The organism is Variovorax sp. 01T439_2 (assembly GCF_056398445.1).
Genome location: NZ_JBFTPJ010000728.1, coordinates 1 through 3,036 on the forward strand (window position 1 = coordinate 1; position 3,036 = coordinate 3,036).

Genomic DNA, 3,036 nt, shown 5'->3' on the forward strand with positions numbered 1-3,036 from the left:
GGACAGCATCGACATTTATCAATCCCTGATACGGCGTGCGCAAGCTCGTCCATCGTGGGCCCGATGGATTACTACAATCGCGCGCATTGAAAACACCGTGCACCCGGTGTTGAACCGAGCGGTGATACTCCACATATATCGCTACCACCCTGAAAATGTACACGCTGAAGCAGCGCAAATCCTAGGTTTTCCACTCATGTCCGCTCCCCAACACGCCAAGGTCCTGATTCTGGGCTCCGGCCCGGCCGGCTACACCGCCGCCGTCTACGCAGCCCGCGCAAACCTCCAGCCGCTGCTCATCACGGGCATTGCCCAGGGCGGCCAATTGATGACGACCACCGAGGTCGACAACTGGCCCGCGGACGTGCATGGCGTGCAGGGCCCCGAGCTCATGCAGCGCTTTCTCGAGCACGCAGAACGCTTCAAGACGCAGATCGTCTTCGACCACATCAACAAGGTCGACCTCGGCAAGCGGCCGTTCACGCTCACCGGCGACAGCGGCACCTATACCTGCGATTCGCTGATCATCGCCACGGGTGCTTCCGCCAAGTACCTGGGGATCGACTCGGAACAGAAATTCATGGGCCGCGGCGTCTCGGCCTGCGCCACCTGTGACGGCTTCTTCTACCGCGAGCAGGAAGTGTGCGTGATCGGCGGCGGCAACACCGCCGTCGAGGAAGCCCTGTACCTGGCCAACATCGCGAACAAGGTCACGCTGGTGCACCGCCGCGACAAGTTCCGCGCCGAGCCCATCCTGATCGACAAGCTCATGGAGAAGGTCGCCGAGGGCAAGATCGTCCTGAAGCTGCACAACGAACTCGACCAGGTGCTGGGCGACGACACGGGCGTGAMGGGCATCCGCATCAAGAACACGCAAAGCGGCGCCACCGAGCAGATCGACCTCAAGGGCTGCTTCATCGCGATCGGCCACCACCCCAACACCGACATCTTCCAGGGCCAGCTGGAAATGAAGGACAACTACATCCTGACCCGCTCGGGCCTGCAGGGCTTTGCCACGATGACCAGCATTCCGGGCGTCTTTGCCGCCGGCGACGTGCAGGACAACGTGTACCGCCAAGCCATCACGAGCGCCGGCACCGGCTGCATGGCCGCGCTGGACGCCCAGCGCTTCCTCGAGCAGGACGGCACGCTTTAAGCGAGTGGCCCCAAAAGGGCTATAATCCAAGGCTTTGCCGAAATAGCCCCTTTCACAAGGAGCCGAGAATCCAGGCAAAGCCGGGRTACCGCCACCCGTTTTCTGGCGAGGTCAAGCTGCAAAACACCTGCAATCGCCACGATTGCGCCGGTGCCAGCTGTTCAAGAAAGAGTGTCCTCATGGCACGCGTATGCGACGTAACGGGCAAAGGCCCGATGGTCGGAAACAACGTTTCCCACGCCAACAACAAAACCAAGCGCCGGTTCCTGCCGAACCTGCAATACCGCCGTTTCTGGGTCGAGACTGAAAACCGCTGGGTTCGCCTGCGTGTTTCGAGCGCCGCACTGCGCCTGATCGACAAGAACGGCATCGACGCCGTGCTCGCAGACCTGCGTGCACGCGGCCAAGCTTAAGGAGCTGAATCATGGCAACGAGCAAAGGCGGACGCGAAAAGATCAAGCTGGAATCCACCGCGGGTACCGGCCACTTCTACACGACCAGCAAGAACAAGAAGACGATGCCTGAAAAGATGTCGATCATGAAGTTCGACCCCAAGGCACGCAAGCACGTCGAATACAAGGAAATCAAGCTGAAGTAATTCGGCCCCGGTTTCCCCCACGAAAAACCCGCTGCTCACCCAGCGGGTTTTTTGTTGCCTGTCGAATCACGCGCAGCGCGGGGTGCGGCAGGCACAAACAAAAAAGCCGGCCCATGGGCCGGCTTCTTGATGGGCGCGAACGCCCGCCTGATCAGGCGCGTGCAGCGCGCAAGCGGGTCGAGAACTCGCGCAGGCCGGCGATGCCGCTGGCCTCCGCGCGGTGGCACCAGGCCGCCAGGTCGGCCGCCAGCTGCTCGCGCGACTGCGAGGTGTTGAGCCAGAGCTGGCGCAGCTCTTCGCGCATGGTGACCATCTTGTCGATCACCGGGTGGGCAGCGCGCGCCTGCACGAGGTGCGAGCGGGCCGATGCGGGCACCTTGTCGTCGTCGCGATGCAGCCAGTTCTTGGCCGCCTTGAGCACCGAGATGTCGCCGCCCTTGGTCTTGAGCGCAGCCAGTTCGGCCTTGGTGACGCGGCGCATCTCGCGGGCATAGCCGGCCATGACTTCATAGCGGTTGGCAATGACGGCCTCGAGCGTCTTCTCGTTGGCCACGGGCTGGATGTCGCCCATCAGCATCTTCGGCGGCACCTTCTTGACCTTGGCCCAGCCGATCTTCTGCATCATCTGGATGTAGACCCAGCCGATGTCGAATTCGTACTTCTTGACCGAGAACTTGGCCGAGGTGGGATACGTGTGATGGTTGTTGTGCAGCTCTTCGCCACCGATGATCAGGCCCCAGGGCGAGACATTGCGGCTGGCGTCCGGCGCCTCGAAGTTGCGGTAGCCCCAGTAGTGGCCGATGCCGTTGATGATGCCGGCCGCGGTGATCGGGATCCACAGCATCTGCACGGCCCAGACCGTGAGGCCGAGCGCGCCGAACAGCGCCAGGTTGATGACCAGCATGAGGCCCACGCCCTGCCAGCTGTAGCGGGTGTACAGGTTGCGCTCGAGCCAGTCGTCGGGCGTGCCGTGGCCGTAGCGCTCCATCGTTTCCTTGTTCTTCGACTCGGCGCGATACAGCTCGGCGCCGCGCCACAGGACTTCGTCGATGCCCTTGACCTGCGGGCTGTGCGGGTCTTCTTCGGTTTCGCACTTGGCGTGGTGCTTGCGGTGGATGGCCACCCATTCCTTGGTCACCATGCCGGTGCCGAGCCACAGCCAGAAGCGGAAGAAGTGCGAGGGGATCGGGCCCAGATCCATGGCCCGGTGCGTCTGCGTGCGGTGCAGGAAGATCGTGACCGCAGCGATCGTGATGTGCGTGGTGACAAGCGTGTACAGCAC

At 62.6% G+C, this 3,036-nt stretch carries 4 protein-coding genes; 3 read left to right on the forward strand and 1 reads right to left on the reverse strand.

Annotated elements, in window-relative coordinates:
- The first annotated feature begins 196 nt into the window (after window positions 1–196).
- From trxB to rpmG, 3 genes are all read left to right on the forward strand, one after another.
- Window positions 197–1,156, forward strand: a complete 960-nt coding sequence (trxB, locus tag AC1DOC_RS26715) for a thioredoxin-disulfide reductase (protein WP_478130833.1) — start codon at window positions 197–199, stop codon at window positions 1,154–1,156.
- A gap of 179 nt (window positions 1,157–1,335) precedes the next feature.
- The gene (gene rpmB / locus AC1DOC_RS26720) at window positions 1,336–1,569 is read left to right on the forward strand and encodes a 50S ribosomal protein L28 (RefSeq protein ID WP_007830293.1); all 234 of its coding nucleotides are present in this window, start codon (window positions 1,336–1,338) and stop codon (window positions 1,567–1,569) included.
- Window positions 1,570–1,580: 11 nt separating this feature from the next.
- Complete coding sequence (rpmG, locus tag AC1DOC_RS26725) at window positions 1,581–1,754, forward strand: 50S ribosomal protein L33 (RefSeq protein ID WP_007830291.1); 174 nt, start codon at window positions 1,581–1,583, stop codon at window positions 1,752–1,754.
- 151 nt (window positions 1,755–1,905) lie between these two features.
- Here the strand turns inward: rpmG and AC1DOC_RS26730 are convergent.
- A partial coding sequence (locus tag AC1DOC_RS26730; RefSeq protein WP_478130834.1) for a DesA family fatty acid desaturase occupies window positions 1,906–3,036 on the reverse strand: 1,131 nt, incomplete at its 5' end.